This is a genomic window from Streptomyces sp. NPDC051364 (assembly GCF_040682115.1).
Classification (GTDB): Bacteria; Actinomycetota; Actinomycetes; order Streptomycetales; family Streptomycetaceae; genus Streptomyces.
The window spans coordinates 759,244-778,190 of the sequence record NZ_JBFBAH010000001.1; the positions used below are offsets into that span (position 1 = coordinate 759,244).

Genomic DNA, 18,947 nt, shown 5'->3' on the forward strand with positions numbered 1-18,947 from the left:
CCTGGCTGCTGTACGGGTCACACCGCCGGCGGGGCGGATCACAGGGCCCCTTCCACGGCGCGGGCCACCCGAACCGCGTCGGCGGTGGCCCGTACCTCGTGGACCCGTACGGCCCAGGCGCCCTGGTGGGCGGCGATGGCGGAAACGGCGGCGGTGGCGGCGTCGCGCTCGCGGGCGGGCGGCGGGGCGGCGTCGGCGGCGCCGGCCAGGACCCGGCCGAGGAAACGCTTCCGCGACGCGGCGACCAGCAGCGGGAAGCCGAGGGCGCGCAGCTCGGGGAGGTGGGCGACGAGGGCCAGGTCGTGCTCGGCCATCTTCGCGAAGCCGAGGCCGGGGTCGACGACGAGCCGCTCGGGGGCGATCCCGCCGGCCACGACCGCGTCGATGCGGGTGCGGAGTTCGGCGGTGACCTCGGCGACGACGTCCTCGTAGACGGCGAGGCGGTTCATGCCGTCGCTGAAGCCGCGCCAGTGCATGACGACGAACGGCACCTCGGCGGCGGCGACGGCCGGGATCATGCCGGGGTCGGCGAGCCCGCCGCTGACGTCGTTGACCAGCAGCGCGCCGGCGGCGACGGCCTGGGCGGCGACGGAGGCGCGCATGGTGTCGACGGAGACGGTGACGCCCTCGGAGGCCAGGCCGCGCACGACGGGGACGACGCGGCGCAGCTCCTCCTCCTCGTCGACGCGGGAGGCGCCGGGGCGGGTGGATTCGCCGCCGACGTCCACGAGGTCGGCGCCCTGGGCGACGAGGTCGAGGCCGCGCTTGACGGCGGCGGTGGTGTCGAACCAGCGCCCGCCGTCGGAGAAGGAATCGGGGGTGACGTTGACGACGCCCATGACCCCGCAGCGGTCCCAGTCCGGCAGGCCTGCGACCCGGCCCCTGCCGGCGGCCCCGCGCTTGATGTTCATGGCTCCAGGGTAGGGCCGCGTCCCTGACCGGGCCGTACGCGGGTTCCGGGCCCCGGAGCCCGGGCGCGCAAACGCCGGAGCCCGGCCTGCCGCGGGTGCGGCGGGCCGGGCTCCGGCGGCCGGGCTCCGGGGCCCGGGGCAGGGCCCGGGCCGGGGTCAGGCGACCTGGACCTCGCGCTCGGGCTGGGCCTGGACCGGGACCTTGGCGCTCACGTGCGTGTGGGCGCAGGTGCGGACCGGCTTGGGGCGGCGCCGGCTGGCGAACAGCCGGGGCAGGGCCACCGTCACGAAGCCCTCGGCCTGCATCACTGCGAAGCCGATGCGGGGCAGGTCGCGGCTGTTGCGGTAGACCATGAAGCGCGGCTCCCAGCGGGGGCGGAACTTCGCGTTGAACTTGTACAGCGACTCGATCTGGAACCAGCGGGACAGGAAGACCAGCAGGCCGCGCCACATCCGCAGGACCGGGCCGGCACCGATCTTCTCGCCGCGGGCGAGGGCCGAGCGGAACATCGCGAAGTTCAGCGAGACCTTCTCGATGCCGAGCGACGGCGAGGCCTCCAGGGAGGCGACGATCAGCAGCTCGTTCATACCGGGGTCGGCGGCGCGGTCACGGCGCATCAGCTCCAGCGACATGCCGTCCTTGCCCCACGGGACGAAGTGCAGGACGGCCTTGAGGTCGCCGAACGGGCTGGTGTCGCCCTCCTCCACCCGGTGGGCGGTGGCGATGAAGCAGTCCCCGTCGCCCGAGTCGCCGACGCGGCCCAGCGCCATGGAGAAACCGCGCTCGGTGTCGGTGCCGCGCCAGGCCTCGGCCGCGCCGCGCACCTGCTCCAGCTCCTCGTCGGTCAGCTCGCTGACCCGGCGGACCTTGGTGGTGTAGCCGTTGCGCTCGATGCGCTTCACCATCTGGCGGACGTTGCGCATGGGACGGCCGGAGAGGGAGAAGTCTTTGACGTCGACGATCGCCTCGTCGCCCAGCTCCAGGGCGTCCAGCCCGGTCTCGCGGGTCCAGACCTCGCCGCCGGTCTCGCTGCAGCCCACGACGGCCGGGGTCCAGGAGTGGGCCTTGGCCTCCTCCATGAACCGCTCGATGGCGCCGGGCCAGGCCTCGACGTCGCCGATGGGGTCGCCGGAGGCGAGCATCACGCCGGAGACGACGCGGTAGGTGACGGCGGCCTTGCCGCTGGGGGAGAACACGACGGCCTTGTCGCGGCGGAGCGCGAAGTGGCCCAGCGAGTCGCGGCCGCCGTGCTTGACGAGCAGCTCGCGCAGCTTGAGCTCGTCGTCGGCGGTGAGCTGCGCGGCCGGGTGCTCGGGGCGGAAGGCCAGGTAGATCGTGGTGAGCGCGGTCAGCATGCCGAGGGCGCCGAGGGAGTAGCCCACGGTCCAGGACACGCGGCCGGAGTAGTCGACGGGGCCCTCGAAGCCGAAGAGGCCGTACACGACGTGGCTGATCTGCTCGTAAATACCCGGATGGCCGACGACGCGGCTCGGGTGGGAGTTGACGATGACCAGACCCAGGCCGATGGAGCCGGCGCTCATCAGCACGAAGTTGGCGAGCGCCTTCCAGCGGCTGCGCGGGTCCGGCAGCGCCTTGAATTCACTCTGGTGGCGCACGATCAGCCCGAGGAGGACCGCCGCGATGACCACGCCGATGACGGAGTGCCGGTACGTGAACTGCGCGACGGCTCCGGCCGGGAGCAGGACGACCGCGGCCCGCCAGGCACGGCGCTTGCGGCGCTTGAGGCCGTGGGCGAGCAGGAGGAGCAGGACGCCCGCGCTGATGGCGAGGGCGGCTGCGAACGGGCCCAGCGAACCGGGCAGCACCTCGGTGACCGCGTGGAACCGGCTGTGCCGGAACCGCGGGAACACCCCCGCCGCGACGTCCAGAAGGCCGACGATCATGACGGCCGTACCTACCAGGCCGGGCACCGACTCCGGTCGTGGGCCGCGGAAGATTCGGCGGACCTGCTTCGGAACCTGTCCCGACTTATCGCCATCTATCCTGCTAGACATCGCTTCCCGTTGCTCCGCGAGAGATCATGTGGCCGAAGGCCGCGACAGCCTCCGGAGTGTGGTGCGTCCACTAGGACGACATCGGGGTCGAGCGGGTTCACTCTTCCGCCGAGAAAATCTAGTCCTGCCATCAGAAAGTCGACTGACTGCTCATGGGTCTCACCAGTAATACGGTCCTGGCGCTGGCCATCGTCGCCGGTGTGCTGCTGTTCGCAGCCACGGTGTGGTTCTGGCCCCGGCTCTCGGGCCGCACCTGGCGTGCGCTGCTCGGCCGGGTCGGCCTCCTGCTCGCGACCCAGCTGGCGCTGTTCTCGGCCGTCGGCCTGGCGGCGAACAAGTCTTTCTCCTTCTACGGCTCGTGGGCGGACCTGTTCGGCCAGCAGACATCTGTCGGCAAGGTCGTGGACCACTCGATGAGCAGCAAGGACATCAAGGTCGTCGACAAGCAGAAGCTCGACGTGCCGGGCGGCGCCCAGCCCCAGGTGGGGGGACAGATCCTGAAGGTTGCCATAACCGGGCAGAAGTCGAAAATAACGAGCCCCGGGTACGTGTGGCTGCCGCCGGAGTACTTCCAGCCGCAGCACAAGGACAAGAACTTTCCGGCCTCCATCGTGCTGACGGGCTATCCGGGCACCGCCGAGAACCTGATCAAAGGGCTGAACTACCCGATGACGGCCTTCAAGCAGGCCAAGGCGGGCAAGATGAAGCCGATGATCCTGGTCATGCTGCGCCCGACGATCGCGCCGCCGCGTGACACCGAGTGCGTGGACATACCCGGCGGACCGCAGACCGAGACGTTCTTCGCCCAGGACCTGCCGCAGGCCATCCAGGACACCTTCCGGGTCGGCAAGAAGCCGCAGAACATGGGCTTCATCGGCAACTCCACGGGCGGCTACTGCGCCCTGAAGATCGCCGCGCACTACCCGCAGACCTTCGGCGCCGCCGCGGGTCTGTCCGCGTACTACGACGCCGCGAACGACGCGACGACGGGCAACCTGTTCCAGGGCGACGACAAGCTGAAGAAGCGTGCGGACGTCCTCCACAGCATCGAGCACAAGCAGCCGTCGGGTACGTCCTTCCTCGTCACCAGCAGCGAGCAGGGCGAGCCGAACCTCGGCGACACCAAGAAGTTCATCAAGCTGGTCAAGGGCCCGGACCGGGTCTCCTCGATCATCCTCGACAGCGGCGGCCACAACTTCAACACGTGGCGCCGCGAGATCCCGCCGATGCTGGTGTGGATGAGCAACCGCATCCAGGCCTAGGCTTCTTGCAGTTGGGCCCGGCGCAGGGCCCGGTGGACGCCCTCCGGGGTCAGTACGCCGACCAGCGCACCGGTGTCCGGATCCGTGACCCCGATCCGGCCGGAGTCCTCCTGCAACAGCAGCGCGAGCGCCTCGCGCAGACTCGCCCCCAGCGCCACTTCGGCGGTGGGGGCTTTCCCGTCGGCCTCCGCCAGGTCGGCCTCCGCCAGGTCGGCCTGCCCCACCGGGGTGACCGCGAGCCGCTTCAGGCCCCGGTCCGCGCCGACGAAGGAGGCCACGTAGTCGGTGGCCGGCGCACCCAGCACCGCGGCCGGGCGGGCGAACTGCTCGATGGTGCCTGCGCCGTAGACGGCGATGCGGTCGCCGAGCCGGACCGCCTCCTCGAGGTCGTGCGTGACCAGCAGGATCGTCTTGCGGACCGTCTTCTGCAGCGCCAGGAACTCGTTCTGGAGGCGTTCGCGGACCACCGGGTCCACCGCCCCGAACGGCTCGTCCATCAGCAGCACCGGCGGATCCGCGGCGAGGGCGCGGGCGACGCCGACGCGCTGGCGCTGCCCGCCGGAGAGCTGCTCCGGGTACCGGCCCCCGTACACGGCCGGGTCCAGCCCCACGAGTTCGAGGAGCTCGGCCGCCCGGGCGTGGGCCTTGGCCTTGGGGGTGCCGATCAGCTGCGGCACGGTCGCGGTGTTCTCCAGCACCGTCTTGTGCGGGAACAGCCCGACCTGCTGGATGACGTACCCGATGTGCCGGCGCAGCTCTACCGGATCGGCGTTCGCGATGTCCTCGCCGCCGAGCAGGATCCGGCCCGAGGTCGGCTCGATGAGCCGGTTGACCATCTTCATCGTGGTGGTCTTGCCGCACCCGGACGGGCCCACGAGGGTGACCAGCTCGCCCTCCGCCACCTCGAAGGACAGGTCCTCGACCGCCGTCGTCCCGTCGGGGTAGCGCTTGGTCACATGCTCGAATCGGATCACCCGCCCATCCTCCCCCACAGGCGCCGCGTTGTTTGTGACGGGAGTATTACCCCGCTGCGAAGGATTCCGGCCATTGTCGGCCCCGGGGGTTAGGGTCGCTCCTGACCGCGCCTTTTCGGATGGGTGTACGCAGCGGCAGGGGGTGAGGGCATGGCCGGGCAGAACTGCCTGGTGGCGAACGACTGGATCTGCTGGGAGTACGTCACCTCCCGCTCCCAGGAGCTCACCGACGCCACGGTCCAACATGTCTGGATCACGGGCGTGTCGGTGCTTATCGGCCTCGCCGTCTCCCTCCCGCTGGCCCTGCTGGCCCGCCGCGGCCGGCGCTGGGCCGCGCCCGTGCTGGGCCTGACCACCCTGCTCTACACGGTCCCCTCGCTCGCCATGTTCTCCCTGCTGCTGCCGCTGTTCGGGCTGTCGGCCTCGCTCGTGGTGACCGGTCTGGTGCTGTACTCGCTGACCATCCTGGTCCGCAATGCGATGGCCGGCCTGGAAGCCGTCCCCGAGGAGGTACGGGAGGCCGCGCGCGGGATGGGCTACGGGCCCGCGCGGCTGCTGTGGCAGGTCGAACTGCCGCTGGCGCTGCCCGCGCTGCTCGCCGGGGTGCGGATCGCCACGGTGTCCACGGTGGCGCTGACCACCGTCGGCTCGATCGTCGGCAAGGGCGGCCTCGGCAACCTCATCGCCCCCGCGGTCAACAGCTCCTTCAAGGCCCAGGTGCTCACCGCCTCCGTGCTCTGCGTGCTGCTCGCGCTGGTGGCGGACCTGCTGCTGCTCGGCGTACAGCGGCTGCTCACGCCGTGGACACGGGCGACGCGCACGGCGCGGACGCCGCGGGCCGGGCGGGCCGCGCGCATGACGCAGACGGTCAAGGGGGCCTGAGGCGATGGGCGTGATGGGACAGGCCTGGGACTGGCTGGCGAACGGGGCCAACTGGTCCGGGGAGAACGGCGTGTGGCACCGGCTCGGCGAGCACGTCTACGTCAGCGGGATCGCCCTCGCCGTCGCCTGCGCAGTGGCCCTCCCGGTCGGCCTGTGGCTCGGCCACATCGGCAAGGGCGGGGCGCTCGCCGTCAACGTGTCCAACGTCGGGCGGGCCGTCCCCGTCTTCGCGGTGCTGGCCCTGTTCATGGTCTCGCCGCTGCGCAGCGCGGGCTATCTGCCCACCATCGCCGCACTCGTGCTCTTCGCCCTGCCGCCACTGCTGACCAATGCGTACGTCGGCGTGCGGGAGGTGGACCGCTCGGTGGTGGAGGCCGCCCGGGGCATGGGCATGTCCGGCAGCCAGCTCTTCTGGCGGGTGGAACTGCCCCTGGCGCGCGAGCTGGTGATGACCGGGCTGCGCTCGGGCGCCGTCCAGGTCATCGCCACGGCCACGATCGCGGCCATGGTCGGCCAGGGCGGCCTCGGCCGGATCATCACCGCCGGCTTCAACACGTACAACACCCCACAGGTCGTCGCGGGGGCCCTGCTGGTGGCGGCGCTCGCCCTGCTGGTCGAGGGCGCCCTGGTGGCCGCGGACCGGCTGTTCCCGCGTCCGGCGGCGCGCTGACCCGTCCGGCCGGCCCGCGGGCCTTCCCTTTTGTCGTTTGTCGTTCCCATCCCCTTGGAGGAGCAAAGATGAGCAAGTCCACGCGTGTCCTCGGCGCCGTACTGGGGGCGGCGGCCCTGACCGCCTCGCTCACCGCGTGCGGCGGAGACAGCCTGGAGAAGAGCAAGGACGCCGGTTCAGCCGCGTCCGCGCCTTCGGACTCCGGTTCCGGTTCCGGCAAGGGCAAGGTCGTGATCGGTGCGGCCGGGTTCACCGAGTCCAACGTGCTGGCGGAGCTGTACGCACAGGTCCTCAAGGACGCCGGCTACAGCACCTCGATCACCACGGTGAACAACCGCGAGCTGTACGAGCCCTCGCTGGAGAAGGGCGAGATCGACGTCGTCCCGGAGTACGCGGCCACCCTCGCGGAGTTCCTCAACGCCAAGGTGAACGGGCCGAAGGCGCCGGAGGAGAAGCCGGTCGCTTCGAGCGACGTGGCGGCGACGGTGGCGGGGCTGGAGAAGCTGGCGGGCCCCCTCGGCCTGAAGGTGCTGCCGGCGGGCCCGGCGGTCGACCAGAACGCGTTCGCGGTATCGAAGGAATTCGCCCAGAAGAACAACCTGAAGACTCTCTCCGATCTTGGTAAGTCGGGTCTGAAGGTGAAGATCGCGGCGGGCGACGAATGCGCCATACGGCCCTTCTGCGCGCCCGGGTTGAAGAAGACGTACGGAATCGACGTTTCCGGGATCGACCCGAAGGGCGTCGGCACCCCGCAGGGCAAGCAGGCGGTCAAGGACGGCGTGGACCAGCTGGCGCTCACCACGACCACCGACGCCACCCTCGACAGCTTCGGGCTGGTCCTGCTGGAGGACGACAAGAAGCTCCAGAACGCCGACAACGTCCTGCCGGTGGTCAACGCCAAGGACGCGGGATCCCCGGAGATCGCGGCCGTCCTCGACAAGCTGACCAAGGCCCTGACGACCGCCGACCTCGTCGAGCTGAACAAACAGGTGGACGCGCAGCGCGAGAAGCCGGCGGATGCCGCGAAGGCCTATCTGAAGGCGAAGGGCCTGACGAAGTAGGAGTAGTTACGGGTTTGGTGGAGAAATGACGGGTAACTGCCCGGCCACAGATTGCCGGGCAGTTACCCCACTGGACCCCCACGCCCTGTAAATTTCAGGCCATGCCCCGTGGACGCCACCGCAATCCCGAACCCCTGCACCGGCTGCTCACGCCGACGACCGTGGCCGGAGTCTCCGTCGCCAGTGCGGCCGCGGCCTGGCTGATCGCGGGCCCCGACGACAGCACTGCGCTACGCCTGCTCGTGGCCCTCGCGGCGGCCACGGGCGTGGCCGGCGCCGTCGTCATGCGCGCCTGGGACCGCTCGGCCGGGCGCCGCGTCGCGGAACTCGCGCGCGAACGGGTCAAGGACGAGTGGAAGACCGAGGAGCGGATAGCCGAGCTCGAGTCCGACCTCGAAGAGGCCCGCGTGCTGCGCGCCAAGCTCGATGCGAAGCTGCGCGCCAAGCGGGTCGAACTCGCGGGGCTGCGCGGCGAGCACGCGGCGCTGCTGCGGCGGTACGCGACCGCCGAGACCGAGCGGGCCAGCGCCCTGGAGGGCCGCCGGCTGCTCGCCATCGAGGCCTCCGCGGCCCCGGCGGCGGCGCCGAAGGAGCTCCCGCCGGTCTCCGAGGAGCGCACGTCGAGCGGCGCGCCCACCAGCGTCGGCTACGCCCGGGCCCATGCGGCCATGAAGGCCCTCGCCCGCAAGGCGGAGGCGGACCCGGCCCAGCCGAAGATGCTGGAGGGCGGGGGCGCCGAGCCCAGGGCGCTGGAGGCCGGGTCGCCGGCCGGTGGACCGCATTCCCGTACGGGCGGCGCCGCAGGCACTCCGGCGGCGGCGGTCCCGGCGCGCCGGCCGGCCGCGGCGGTGGCCCCGTACTCGGCCGTACGCCGCTCGGCGTCCCGCGTCGAGGGCGGCTTCGACTTCTTCGGCACCAAGACCGCGGCCCAGGCCCGAGCGGTGATCGAATCGGTCCAGAACGAGGACCTGGCCGACGTGGTCGGCGCGGAGGCCCTCGCAGTCCACAAGGCGGAGTCGGCCCGGACCGCCGCCGAGCCGCCGGTCAAGGAGCAGGGCTTCAAGCCGGCCACCCCCGAGCAGCGCGCGGTGGGCCAGGTCATCGACCTGACGGCCCACGACGAGACCGAGCCGATCGACGTCGTCCGGCTGCGCACGGCCATCTCCTAGTGCCGCGTCAGGCAACGTTTGCCCGTCAGGGAGCGGCATCCGGTGCGTGCTCTCGGCGTGCCGGCCGCAAGCGCTCGTACCGGACGTACTCGACCTTTCGGCCGGTGCGGCGAGAGTGCGTGCCGGGCGTCGCGACGGGGCGAACGTTGCCTGACGCGGCACTAGCGGACCTGCCGGTAACGCCACTGGTCAGCACACCGGTCAGGCTGCGTACGAGCCCACAGCCGGGCCAGGTGCCGCCCCGCCAGCAGGAGCGGGGTCCGGCTCTGGCCGATCTGGGCCGTCATCTCGGCGCCTTCGAGGGTGCTGACGATCGTCACGGCGAGGTCCCGGGCCTCCGGCTCGGGGAGTCCCGAGGCCAGCAGCTTCGCGGCCACCAGGTGCTGCCAGTTGGCGAAGGCCCGGTCCCATGGGCCGCGCCATGGCCGCCGCCTACCGAGCGTCGAGCACGTCCTGCACACCGCCGCCGACTCAGGCATGGACACCGGGATCCTCGCCGCGCACGCCGGGCTGTACCGGCGCGGGGTCGCGGCCGGCTTCGGGGCCGACAGCAGCACCCGGCCGGTCGGGCTGCTGGGGGGCAGGCCCTAGGGGTAGGCCAGGACCATGAGCACGGCCAGGGCCTCCAGGGCCGACTGGGCCGCGAGGGCGCCCTTCTGGAACCTGCGGGGCGCGGCCTGCACCACGACGAAGGACGCCACGACCCCGGCGAGCAGCGCCAGGAAGACCTCCCCGGGGAACGGCCGGCAGCCGCCCGTCATCACGCACCGGGTGCCGACCTCCGTGGACAGCAGGAAGACCTTCGCGGCCACCAGCGCGGGCAGGAACAGAAGAGCGGCGATCCCCGCGTTCCTGCGGATGCGCCGGGAGGCGGCGTCGGCCGGCGATTCGGGGGCGAGGAGGGCGAGCTCCGGGTTCCAGGACATGCCGCCATCCTGTCCGCGCCGCCGGTACGGGGGGATCCGCGCGGGTACTCAGATCGGCGGACCGGCGTACTCAGGCCGGGCCGCGCATTCAGAACAGCGGCAGCTGCCCCGGCAGTTCCGACAGGACGAAACCGTCCAAGGTCGGCGCCGATGCCCCGAGCACCACCCGCGCCCGGGATCCGGGGCAGGACACCAGGTCGCCGCGGCCCCGCCCGGCGGGAGGGTCGTGGCGGGCGATCCGGCCGGCGGTCACGGCGCAGTCGCGCCCGCATGCGGGGCAGGCTCGTCTGGGGGAGTGGGACATGCCCCAAGTCTGCACTCCCGCACCGACATCGGTACCTCCGTCGGTACCTCCGTCGGCACCGGCATCGGCACCGGCGCCGCCGTCAGCTCCCGGACCCCGCGGCTTCGGCGGCCGTACCCGCCTCCGCGCGGTCGGCCAGCCACTTCTCGTGGGCCGCGCACACCCGGTCCCACAGCATCGCCCGGTCCGCCGGCGTCAGATCGTCGAGCTGCCGCTCGAAGAGCCCGCCCACCACCGCCCAGAACTCCCCGGGCGTGTCCAGGACCCGCTCGCTCGTCCCCTTCCCGGGATCGATCCGGCTCAGCACCCGCCCCCGCAGGGTGTCGACCCCGTGCGCGTCGCGCCGCAGCAGCGCGAGGGTCCGTACGAAGCCGGAGTCCGGCGCGGTCGACAGCCGCACGTGCGTGGCCTCGAAATCGGCCGTCGCCGCCGGCGCCGAGAGGATGTTTACCGCCGGGCAGGGGCTCGCCTCGTTGACGTACCTCCAGCCGGGCGCGTCCCCCTCCAGCGGGCCCAGCCCGTACGTGAACTTCCCCTGCCGGTGCATGCCGGCGCGCAGCGGCAGCGGCTCGTACGGGCCGTCGCCGAGCCCGGCGTCGACGAAGTACTCCTCCCCGCCGACCCGGACGGTCAGCGCGAGGTGGTCGCCGCTGACGTCGCGGCGCTCGCGCTCCGACGCCCCGAGGACACCCGCGAGGTGCCGGGTCACCTCGAAGCCGACGGCCTCCAGGAGCAGCGCGAAGGCGCCGTTGAGGTGGAAGCAGTACCCGCCGCGCCCGGCCGCGAAGCGGCGTGCGGACAGCTCGGGGTCGATGCCGGGCGGCCGGCCGAGCTGGATGTCGAGGTTCTCGTACGGGATGCGCTCGAGGTGGGCGCGCTGGAGCGCGAAGAGCGCCTCCACGGTGGGCCCGGGCGGCCGCGGGAAGCCGAGCCGCCGCAGGTAGCCGTCGTATACGCCAGGGGTCATCCCCGCACCCTAAGCAGAAAACTCCCGCGCCATCGCGGGAGTTCCCGCGACTTGTCACTTGTCGATATCGCCCACGACGAAGAACAGCGAGCCCAGGATCGCCACCATGTCCGCGACCAGCTGGCCGGGCAGCAGCACCGCCAGGGCCTGGATGTTGTTGTACGAGGCGGAGCGCAGCTTCAGCCGGTACGGCGTCTTCTCGCCCTTGGAGACGAGGTAGTAGCCGTTGATGCCGAGGGGGTTCTCGGTCCAGGCGTACGTGGCCCCTTCGGGCGCCTTCAGCACCTTCGGGAGGCGCTGGTTGATCGGCCCGGGCGGCAGCTCGGCCATCCGGTCCAGGCAGGCGACCGCGAGGTCGAGCGCGTTGTGGGTCTGGTCCAGCAGGCACTCGAAGCGGGCCAGGCAGTCGCCCTCGGTGCGGGTGACCACCTTCAGGACGTCCTGCAGCTCCCCGTACGCCAGGTACGGCTCGTCGCGCCGCAGGTCGAAGTCGACGCCGGAGGCGCGGGCGATGGGCCCGGAAACGCCGTACGCGTGCACCGCCTCGGGGGACAGCACGCCCACCCCGCGCGTACGGCCGCGGAAGATCTCGTTGCCGTGGACGAGCTTGTCGTACACGTCCATGCGGGTGCGGACGTCGGCGATCGCCGCGCGCGCCCGGCCGAGCCAGCCGGCCGGGAGGTCCTCCTTGAGGCCGCCGACGCGGTTGAACATGTAGTGCATGCGGCCGCCGGAGATCTCCTCCATGACGGCCTGGAGCTCCTCGCGCTCGCGGAACGCGTGGAAGATCGGGGTGATTCCGCCGAGTTCGAGGGGGTAGGACCCGAGGAACATCAGGTGGTTCAGCACCCGGTTCAGCTCGGCGAGCAGGGTCCGCATCCACACGGCCCGCTCGGGGACCTCCATGCCGAGCATCCGCTCGACCGCCATGACCACGCCGAGCTCGTTGGAGAACGCGGACAGCCAGTCGTGGCGGTTCGCGAGCATCACGATCTGCCGGTAGTCGCGCGCCTCGAAGAGCTTCTCGGCGCCGCGGTGCATATAGCCGACGACCGGCTCGGCGCTGACGATCCGCTCGCCGTCGAGGACGAGGCGCAGGCGCAGCACGCCGTGCGTGGAAGGGTGCTGGGGTCCGATGTTGAGCACCATGTCGGTGCTCTCCGCCGCGCCGCCGATGCCGACCGTGGTCTCCGTCATGGCCGCATTCTCGCAGCCCTACGCTGAACGCATGGAAACGGGGACTACGGGTGGGACGAGCAGGCCCGAGTGGGTGGGGCTGCCGGGCGGGCTGCTCACGCTGCGGCGGCTGCTGCTGGTGATCTGGACGGTGCCGCTCGCGGCCGGTACGGCCCTGCTGCTGGGGCTGACGGCCGGCCCGCTCTGGGCGGCCGCGGGGGCGCTCTGGCTCGGGGGCCTGGCCTGGGGCTGGGTGCTGCTCGGCCGCAACTGGCGGTCCTGGCGGTACGCCGAGCGCGCCGACGACCTGCTGATCAGCCGAGGGGTGCTGTGGCGGGCGCAGACCGTGGTCCCGTACGGGCGGATGCAGCTGGTCGAGGTGACCTCGGGGCCGCTGGAGCGGCGCTTCGGGCTGGCCTCCGTACAGCTGCACACGGCGGCCGCGGCCACGGACGCCAAGATCCCGGGCCTGGTCCCGGCCGAGGCGGAACGGCTGCGGGACCGGCTGACGGAGCTCGGCGAGGCAAGGTCGGCGGGCCTGTGACCGCCGATTCCGCGGCCGATTCCGCGGCCGGGTCCGGAGCCGGAGCCGTGGCCGAATCCGCGGCCGAAGCCGCAGGCGCGCCCGCCGGGGAGCGGCGGCTGCACGTGCTCACGCCGCTGCGCCGGGCGTGGGTGCCGATCGCCGCGACCGTCGGCGTCGTCGTCCAGCAGGGCGAGCAGGTCGAGCGGTGGGTGCGCGGGCTGCCGTCCGGCCTGCGGGCCCTGACCGTGGCCGGCCTGGTCGTGGTGTTCGGCCTGTACGGGTTCCTGAGCTGGTGGTTCACCCACTACGCGGTGACCGACACCGAGCTGCGCATCCGCAGCGGGCTCTTGTTCCGGCGCACCGCGCACATCCGGCTCGACCGGATCCAGGCGGTGGACGTGACCCGGCCGCTGCTGGCCCGGGTCGCCGGGGTCGCCAAGCTGCGGCTCGACGTGATCGGCACCGAGGACAAGGACGAGCTGGCCTTCCTCGACGAGCGGGAGGCCGTGGCGCTGCGCGCCGAGCTGCTGGCCCGGGCCGCCGGCTTCGCCCCCGCGGAGGCCGTCGCGCTCGGCGAGGCCCCGCAGCGCGAGCTGCTGCGCGTCCGCCCCGCGGACCTGGCCGTGTCGCTGCTGCTCACCCTCTCGGCGTGGGCGGCGCTGGCCGCCGGGCTGGTCGCCCCCGTCGCCGTGTGGTGGTTCAGCGGGAACCGCTGGGCGACCATCGCCACCCTGCTGCCCATGCTGGGCGGGCTCTGGTCGGGTACGGCCGGGCGCTTCCTCGCCGAGTTCGACTGGCGGGTCGCCGAGTCCCCGGACGGGCTGCGCCTCGACCACGGGCTGCTGGACCGGGCCCACGAGACCGTGCCGCCGGGGCGGGTGCAGACCGTACGGATCGTGGAGCCGCTGCTGTGGCGGCGCCGGGACTGGGTGCGGGTGGAGCTGGCGGTGGCCGGCTCGAAGAACGAGGTCCTGCTCCCGGTGGCTTCGCGGGCCGCCGCCCAGGCGGTCGTCGCCCGGGTGCTGCCGGGCGTGGACCTCGAGGCCCTCGCCTTCGGCCGGTCTCCCAAGACCGGGTCGCGGTGGGTGGTCCCGGTGTGGTGGAAGGGCTACGCCCTGGCCGTCTCGGCGGACGTGTTCGCTGCCCGCAAGGGGCTGCTGTGCCGCCGTACGGAGATCGTCCCGCATGCCAAGGTGCAGAGCGTCCGGCTCACGCAGGGCCCGTGGGAGCGCGCCCGGGGCGTGGCCGACGTGCATGTGGACACGGGCGCCAACGACACGGTCACGGCCCGCCTGCGGCCGGCCGCCGAGGCCGCCGACCTGCTGGACGCCCAGGCGGCGCGCTCCCGCACCTCCCGCGCGGACGCCCGCCCGGACCGCTGGATGACCTGACCGGCGGCCCGGGGGGATAAGCCGTTACGCGCCGCCGGCGCGGACCAGGCCCGTCTCGTACGCGAGCACCACGACCTGTACGCGGTCGCGCAGGCTCAGCTTGGTGAGGATGCGGCCCACGTGCGTCTTCACCGTGGCCTCGGAGAGGACCAGGCGGGCGGCGATCTCGCCGTTCGACAGGCCCTGGGCCACCAGCAGCATGACCTCGCGCTCGCGCTCCGTCAGCCGCTCGATCTCCTTGTTCCGCGGCTCCTGCGTGGTGGTCGGGAGCATCGGCGCGAAGCGGTCCAGCAGGCGCCGGGTCGTGGACGGGGCCACCACCGCGTCTCCACTGTGCACCGAGCGGATCGCGGCCAGCAGCTCCGCCGGCGGCACGTCCTTCAGCATGAACCCGCTCGCGCCCGCCTTGAGACCCGAGAAGGCGTACTCGTCCAGGTCGAATGTGGTCAGGATGATCACGTCGGGGTGCTCGTCGCGCTCGCAGATCCGGCGCGTGGCCTCGACCCCGTCGAGCTTCGGCATCCGGACGTCCATCAGCACCACGTCCACCTTGGTGGCCCGCAGCACCTCCAGCGCCTCCAGGCCGTTGCCGGCCTCGGCGACGACCTCCATGTCCGGCTGGGCGGCGAGCACCATCCGGAAGCCCGTGCGCAGCAGCACCTGGTCGTCGACCAGCATCACTCGGATGGACATCAGTTACCTCGACCTCGTCATCTCGTCTTGAGCGGGAGCAGTGCGCTGATCCGGAAGCCGCCACCGGGCCGCGGGCCCGCGTCCAGGGTGCCGCCGACCATGCCGATCCGCTCGCGCATGCCGATCAGCCCGTGCCCGGCGCCGTCGGCGCCGCCGTCCTCGTACAGCTCGTGGGCGGCCCCCCGGCCGTCGTCCTCGACCAGCAGGCCGAGGCCGTCGTCGAAGTAGACCAGCCGGACGCTCGCCCTGGCATCCGGGCCGCCGTGCTTGCGGGTGTTCGTCAGCGCCTCCTGCACGATCCGGTACGCGGTGAGCTCGACGCCGCTGGGCAGCCGGCGCGGTGCGCCCTCGACCTCGAAGTCCACCGTGAGTCCGGCCGCCCGTACCTGCTCGACCAGGACCTCGATCTGCTCGACGTCCGGCTGGGGCACGTAGTCCTCGGACTCCTGGGGCTCCCCGGTGCGCAGGACGCCGAGCAGGCGGCGCATCTCGGCCAGGGCCTGGCGGCCGGTGCCGGAGATCGTCTGCAGGGCCTCCTTGGCCTGATCGGGGGCCGCGTCCATGACGTACGCGGCGCCGTCCGCCTGGACCACCATCACCGAGACGTTGTGCGCGACGACGTCGTGCAGCTCACGGGCGATGCGGGCGCGCTCGGCGGCGACGGCCACCTTGGCCTGGGCCTCGCGCTCCTTCTCCAGCCGCTGGTTCCGCTCGACGAGCTGGGCGTAGTACGCCCGGCGGGTGCGCAGGGAGTCGCCGAGCACCCAGGCGAGGACGAACGGGACGATGGCGAAGAGCGTGAAGAGGATGTCGTCGCGGGCGTCGCCCTTGTCCACCTGGAAGCGCAGGGCGTAGAGGGGGGAGGCGAGGAACCCGATGGCGAGCGCGGTACGGGACATCCGGCGCGAGATCTCGGAGGAGGCCGCAACCGTGTACAGGATGATCAGCATCGCGAGGTCGGAGTTGATCGCCTCGGTGTGGGTGACCAGCTTGTAGACGCCGGTGCCGACGGCGAGCCAGAACATCGGCTGCGTCCACCTGCGGCGCAGGGCCACGACGACGCCCATCGCGAGCACCGAGGGGACGGCGATCAGCCGCGCGGTCGTGCTGCTGAAGCTGTCTTCGGCGACTTGCAGCATCCCGAGCCCGACGAGGAGGACAGCCCAGAAGCTGTCGACGCCCGTCGGGTGTCTGCGGAGGAAGTCGTAGAGGCGCTGCACGTAACCCAGAGTAGGCAAAAGAGATAGGTGCTGGAGTCAACCACAGGTGCGATCCGTGCGACGGAGGTGTACTCCCCAAGGTGGAGGCCGAGCTTAACCTTTCGGGGATGAGCACTCAGGGAGAAGTCGCGGATCTCGTTCCGGTTCCGGTTCCGGTCCGGTGGCGGACGGCGATGGAGGCCGCGCTGTACGGACCGGACGGGTTCTACGTGCGCCCGGGCGGGCCGGGCCCGGCCGGGCACTTCCGCACCTCCGTGCACGCCTCGCCGCTGTACGCGGGGGCGGTGGCCCGCCTGCTGCAGCGGGTGGACGCCGAGCTGGGGCATCCGCAGGGGCTGGACCTTGTCGACGTCGGGGCCGGGCGGGGGGAGCTGCTGACCGGGGTGCTGGCCGCGCTCCCGGCGGAGGTCGCGGCGCGGGTGAGGCCGTACGCGGTGGAGCGGGCGGAGCGGCCGGGCGCGCTCGATCCGCGGATCCGGTGGGTGCCGGAGCCGCCGGAGGGGACGCGGGGCCTGCTGTTCGCGAACGAGTGGCTGGACAACGTACCGCTGGAGATCGCGGAGGACGGGCACTACGTCCTGGTCGACCGGGACGGTACGGAGAGCCGCGGGCCGGCGGTGGACGGCGCGGACCTGGCGTGGCTGGAGCGGTGGTGGCCGGGGCCCGGCCGGGTGGAGATCGGGCGGGCGCGGGACGAGGCGTGGGCCGTTGCCGTTGCCACTCTTGACCGGGGGCTGGCGGTGGCGGTGGACTACGCGCACGTTCTGGAGGCCCGGCCCCCGTACGGCACCCTGACGGGCTTCCACGGGGGGCGGGAGGTCGCGCCGGTGCCGGACGGGAGCTGTGACGTGACGGCTCACGTGGCGCTGGACGCGTGCGCGGGGCCGGGGGCGGTGCTGGTTTCGCAGCGCGAGGCCCTGACCGCTCTCGGCGTCTCGGGGGCCCGGCCCCCGCTGGCCCTGGCCACTTCCGACCCGGCGGGGTACGTCCGGGCCCTGGCCTCGGCCGGTGAGGCGGCGGAGCTCACCGCCCGCGGCGGGCTCGGCGACTTCGGCTGGCTGGTCCAGCCGGTGGGCGTCGCCCCCTGGCCGGCCTGACGGGTTCCGCTGCGCGGAGCCGTCTCCCCGCCCCGCCCCTTCCCGAAACCGGGGCCGGAGCCCCAGAAGACCTACTCGGTGGCTTCGTGGTCGTGGCCCGGGCGGAGGCCGCCGCCTGTGCTGCCGCCGGTGGTCGGCGTCGAGGCGACCGGCCTCGACAGCGGGGCCAGGTCGAACGCATAGTGGCCGACCGCGTTCGCGATCACGTCCACGTTGATGTCCAGCGCCTTCTGGTTGATGTTCGTGATGTCGTCGCCCTTGGCGTGGTAGTTCACGTCGTACGCGACACCCGCCTGCCCGCCGAACTTCGCCGCCTGCGCCGCCGTCTTGATCCCCTCGGCGCCGGTGTCCGTACCGCCGGACGGGATGCCCGCCTCGATGAACGGGCCGTAGTCCGAGCGGCCCGTGAAGTCCGAGCCCTCGTGCGGGATCTTCTGCGCGTCGAGGAAGTCGGTGATGCCCTTCTCCAGCTGCGCCGAGCCCTCGGGCCCCGGGCCCGAGCCGACCTTGTCCGAGTCGTCGCCGTCGTAGACGAAGTACGCGGCGTTCGGCGAGGCGATCATGTCGAAGTTCAAGTACAGCTTGATCTGCTTCTTCTGCGCGTCCGTCAGACCGCCGACGTACGCCTCGGAGCCGAGCAGGCCGAACTCCTCCGCCGACCACCAGGCGAACTTGACCTTGTTCTTGATCTTGTTCTGGCTGCTCGCGAGGCGCTGCGCGACCTGGAGGATGCCGGCCGAGCCGGACCCGTTGTCGTTGATGCCGGGGCCCGCCGCGACCGAGTCGAGGTGCGAGCCGAGGAAGACGGTGTTGTTCTCGTCGCCGCCCCGCGTCTCCGCGATGACGTTGTACGTCTTGCGGTTCTCCCGGAACTCGCGGATGTCGAGGGTGACCTCGACCGGCCCGGCCGCGGCCTCGGCGGCGAGCCGCTCGCCCTCGGCCCGGGTGACGCCGCCGGTCGGGACCTTGCCCGCGTCCGGCGCGCCCAGGGTGCCGTTGAGAGCGCCCTCGGTGTTGTTGTAGATGACCGCACCGACCGCACCGGCCGCCGCCGCGTTGGCCTGCTTGGCCGCGAAGGTGCAGCCGCCGCGCTTGACCAGCGCGATCTTGCCCGTGAAGGCGCCCGCGGCGAAGTCGCCCGGCTCACAGCCGTTCGTGCCGTCCGCGTCCACCGGGGCGACGGCGATCTGTGCCCTCACCCCGTCCTCCGGGCCGCTCGCCGTGTACGTCATCAGCTTGATCGGGACGTCGCGCCCGCCCGTGCCGTCGACCTTCAGCGTCTCGGCGATCGTCTCGACGTACACGAACTCGAACTCGTTCTTCGAGACCTTGTAGCCGGCCGCCCGCATCACGGCCTCGACGTACTGGGCGGACTGCACGTGGCCCTTGGAACCGGCCACGCGGGTGCCCTTGTTGTAGTCGGCGATGGCCTGGAAGACCTTCAGGTGGTTGTTGGCGCCTTTGCCGGTCGAGTCCTTGACCAGCTTCCTGGCCAGGGCGTCGCCCCGTGCGGCGTCGCTCTGCGGGCTGCCGGTGGCACCGGCGGGCCCGGCGAGCACGAGCGGGGAGACGAGGGCCGCGGCGGCCAGGGCGGCGGTTGCTGCGGCTATACGGCGTGAGGGCATGAAGGTCCTTCCACGGCAAGTACGAGCAGACAGACGGAAGTGGTGCGCGGTACATGGGGTGAGCGGTGGACGCACGG

20 protein-coding genes are annotated in these 18,947 nt (G+C 72.3%); 9 read left to right on the forward strand and 11 right to left on the reverse strand.

From position 1 onward, the window contains the following. Nucleotides 1-38 precede the first annotated feature (38 nt). Nucleotides 39-911 carry a dihydropteroate synthase gene (gene folP, locus AB0M76_RS03605; protein WP_266665206.1) on the reverse strand — a complete coding sequence of 291 codons (873 nt, stop codon included), beginning with the start codon at nucleotides 909-911 and terminating at the stop codon, nucleotides 39-41. 156 nt (nucleotides 912-1,067) lie between these two features. Then, complete coding sequence (locus AB0M76_RS03610; RefSeq protein WP_365951309.1) at nucleotides 1,068-2,927, reverse strand: phosphatidylglycerol lysyltransferase domain-containing protein; 1,860 nt, start codon at nucleotides 2,925-2,927, stop codon at nucleotides 1,068-1,070. Nucleotides 2,928-3,079: 152 nt separating this feature from the next. Between AB0M76_RS03610 and AB0M76_RS03615 the strand changes: the two genes are divergently transcribed. Continuing rightward, nucleotides 3,080-4,189, forward strand: coding sequence for an alpha/beta hydrolase-fold protein (locus AB0M76_RS03615; protein WP_266996297.1), 1,110 nt, complete (start codon nucleotides 3,080-3,082; stop codon nucleotides 4,187-4,189). On the opposite strand, the gene AB0M76_RS03620 is transcribed toward AB0M76_RS03615, so the two are convergent. Beyond that, nucleotides 4,186-5,163, reverse strand: coding sequence for an ATP-binding cassette domain-containing protein (locus tag AB0M76_RS03620; RefSeq protein WP_365951310.1), 978 nt, complete (start codon nucleotides 5,161-5,163; stop codon nucleotides 4,186-4,188). The genes AB0M76_RS03615 and AB0M76_RS03620 overlap by 4 nt on opposite strands. A 150-nt stretch (nucleotides 5,164-5,313) precedes the next feature. Between AB0M76_RS03620 and AB0M76_RS03625 the strand changes: the two genes are divergently transcribed. From AB0M76_RS03625 to AB0M76_RS03640, 4 genes are all read left to right on the forward strand, one after another. Next, a complete protein-coding gene (locus tag AB0M76_RS03625; RefSeq protein WP_266996301.1) occupies nucleotides 5,314-6,045 on the forward strand; it encodes an ABC transporter permease in 732 nt (243 codons plus the stop codon). 4 nt (nucleotides 6,046-6,049) lie between these two features. Next, nucleotides 6,050-6,715: an ABC transporter permease gene (locus AB0M76_RS03630; protein ID WP_365951311.1), complete on the forward strand. Its 666-nt coding sequence runs from the start codon at nucleotides 6,050-6,052 to the stop codon at nucleotides 6,713-6,715. 68 nt (nucleotides 6,716-6,783) lie between these two features. Beyond that, complete coding sequence (locus AB0M76_RS03635) at nucleotides 6,784-7,776, forward strand: ABC transporter substrate-binding protein (protein ID WP_365951312.1); 993 nt, start codon at nucleotides 6,784-6,786, stop codon at nucleotides 7,774-7,776. Nucleotides 7,777-7,877: 101 nt separating this feature from the next. After that, nucleotides 7,878-8,945: a hypothetical protein gene (locus tag AB0M76_RS03640; RefSeq protein ID WP_365951313.1), complete on the forward strand. Its 1,068-nt coding sequence runs from the start codon at nucleotides 7,878-7,880 to the stop codon at nucleotides 8,943-8,945. A gap of 161 nt (nucleotides 8,946-9,106) precedes the next feature. On the opposite strand, the gene AB0M76_RS03645 is transcribed toward AB0M76_RS03640, so the two are convergent. Beyond that, entirely contained in the window at nucleotides 9,107-9,424 is a 318-nt protein-coding gene (locus AB0M76_RS03645; RefSeq protein ID WP_365951314.1) for a hypothetical protein, read from the reverse strand. Between AB0M76_RS03645 and AB0M76_RS03650 the strand changes: the two genes are divergently transcribed. Next, nucleotides 9,423-9,536 carry a hypothetical protein gene (locus tag AB0M76_RS03650; protein ID WP_365951315.1) on the forward strand — a complete coding sequence of 38 codons (114 nt, stop codon included), beginning with the start codon at nucleotides 9,423-9,425 and terminating at the stop codon, nucleotides 9,534-9,536. The two genes, AB0M76_RS03645 and AB0M76_RS03650, sit on opposite strands and share 2 nt — an antisense overlap. Here AB0M76_RS03650 and AB0M76_RS03655 read toward each other — a convergent pair. The 4 genes from AB0M76_RS03655 to AB0M76_RS03670 all read right to left on the reverse strand — a co-directional run bounded on the left by AB0M76_RS03655 (nucleotide 9,533) and on the right by AB0M76_RS03670 (nucleotide 12,339). Further along, on the reverse strand, nucleotides 9,533-9,871 hold the full coding sequence (locus tag AB0M76_RS03655) for a hypothetical protein (RefSeq protein ID WP_365951316.1): 339 nt from the start codon (nucleotides 9,869-9,871) through the stop codon (nucleotides 9,533-9,535). The two genes, AB0M76_RS03650 and AB0M76_RS03655, sit on opposite strands and share 4 nt — an antisense overlap. 88 nt (nucleotides 9,872-9,959) lie before the next feature. Further along, the gene (locus AB0M76_RS03660) at nucleotides 9,960-10,175 is read right to left on the reverse strand and encodes a hypothetical protein (RefSeq protein WP_053787275.1); all 216 of its coding nucleotides are present in this window, start codon (nucleotides 10,173-10,175) and stop codon (nucleotides 9,960-9,962) included. Between the two features lie 82 nt (nucleotides 10,176-10,257). Further along, nucleotides 10,258-11,142 (reverse strand): arylamine N-acetyltransferase, encoded by an 885-nt coding sequence (locus AB0M76_RS03665; RefSeq protein WP_365951317.1) that lies wholly within the window; start codon nucleotides 11,140-11,142, stop codon nucleotides 10,258-10,260. 54 nt (nucleotides 11,143-11,196) lie between these two features. Beyond that, the gene (locus AB0M76_RS03670; RefSeq protein ID WP_266996310.1) at nucleotides 11,197-12,339 is read right to left on the reverse strand and encodes an NADH-quinone oxidoreductase subunit D; all 1,143 of its coding nucleotides are present in this window, start codon (nucleotides 12,337-12,339) and stop codon (nucleotides 11,197-11,199) included. Nucleotides 12,340-12,370: 31 nt separating this feature from the next. On the opposite strand from AB0M76_RS03670, the gene AB0M76_RS03675 reads away from it, so the two are divergent. After that, nucleotides 12,371-12,862 carry a PH domain-containing protein gene (locus AB0M76_RS03675; protein ID WP_365951318.1) on the forward strand — a complete coding sequence of 164 codons (492 nt, stop codon included), beginning with the start codon at nucleotides 12,371-12,373 and terminating at the stop codon, nucleotides 12,860-12,862. Nucleotides 12,863-12,909: 47 nt separating this feature from the next. Continuing rightward, on the forward strand, nucleotides 12,910-14,235 hold the full coding sequence (locus AB0M76_RS03680) for a PH domain-containing protein (protein WP_365951391.1): 1,326 nt from the start codon (nucleotides 12,910-12,912) through the stop codon (nucleotides 14,233-14,235). 24 nt (nucleotides 14,236-14,259) lie between these two features. Here AB0M76_RS03680 and AB0M76_RS03685 read toward each other — a convergent pair whose 3' ends face one another. Both AB0M76_RS03685 and AB0M76_RS03690 read right to left on the reverse strand, forming a co-directional pair. After that, nucleotides 14,260-14,928 carry a response regulator transcription factor gene (locus AB0M76_RS03685; protein ID WP_365951319.1) on the reverse strand — a complete coding sequence of 223 codons (669 nt, stop codon included), beginning with the start codon at nucleotides 14,926-14,928 and terminating at the stop codon, nucleotides 14,260-14,262. 17 nt (nucleotides 14,929-14,945) lie between these two features. Next, nucleotides 14,946-16,148, reverse strand: coding sequence for a sensor histidine kinase (locus AB0M76_RS03690; RefSeq protein ID WP_365951320.1), 1,203 nt, complete (start codon nucleotides 16,146-16,148; stop codon nucleotides 14,946-14,948). Nucleotides 16,149-16,255: 107 nt separating this feature from the next. On the opposite strand from AB0M76_RS03690, the gene AB0M76_RS03695 reads away from it, so the two are divergent. Continuing rightward, entirely contained in the window at nucleotides 16,256-17,245 is a 990-nt protein-coding gene (locus AB0M76_RS03695) for an SAM-dependent methyltransferase (RefSeq protein WP_365951322.1), read from the forward strand. Nucleotides 17,246-17,316: 71 nt separating this feature from the next. Here AB0M76_RS03695 and AB0M76_RS03700 read toward each other — a convergent pair whose 3' ends face one another. Beyond that, entirely contained in the window at nucleotides 17,317-18,870 is a 1,554-nt protein-coding gene (locus AB0M76_RS03700; RefSeq protein WP_365951323.1) for a M28 family metallopeptidase, read from the reverse strand. Nucleotides 18,871-18,947: the final 77 nt, after the last annotated feature.